Raw genomic sequence first — 314 nt, 5'->3', positions numbered from 1 at the left:
GGCAGCGCCGGTCGCGACGCCGGCAGCGCCGCCGTCGGACGACCTGCGCGACGCCGAAGCATGGATCACGCCGGAATTCGAAGGCGACTGGGGACTCCAGGCGATCAACGCGCACCACGCGTATGCGCGCGGCCTCTCGGGTTCCGGCGTGCGGCTCGGCCTGCTGGATTCCGGCGCGGGTCTGGACCATCCGGAGTTCGCGGGCAAGGACCACCGTTCGATCGTGATGGCCGAGCTGCTGGCCGATGGCAGCCGATGCGCCGACGGCACCCTGCTCGCCGGACCGGACGCGTGCTTCTACTCCGAAGGCGACC

General features: G+C 71.7%; 1 pseudogene. It reads left to right on the top strand.

The annotated features are described in order from the left end of the window. Positions 1–314: pseudogene (locus SB719_RS19425) on the top strand (hypothetical protein); the annotation flags it as partial.

Source organism: Pantoea sp. SIMBA_079 (genome assembly GCF_046940275.1).
GTDB lineage: Bacteria > Pseudomonadota > Gammaproteobacteria > Enterobacterales > Enterobacteriaceae > Pantoea > Pantoea borealis.
Note: the sequence above shows the minus strand (reverse complement) of the source record. Positions and strands in the feature narration are given on the sequence as shown.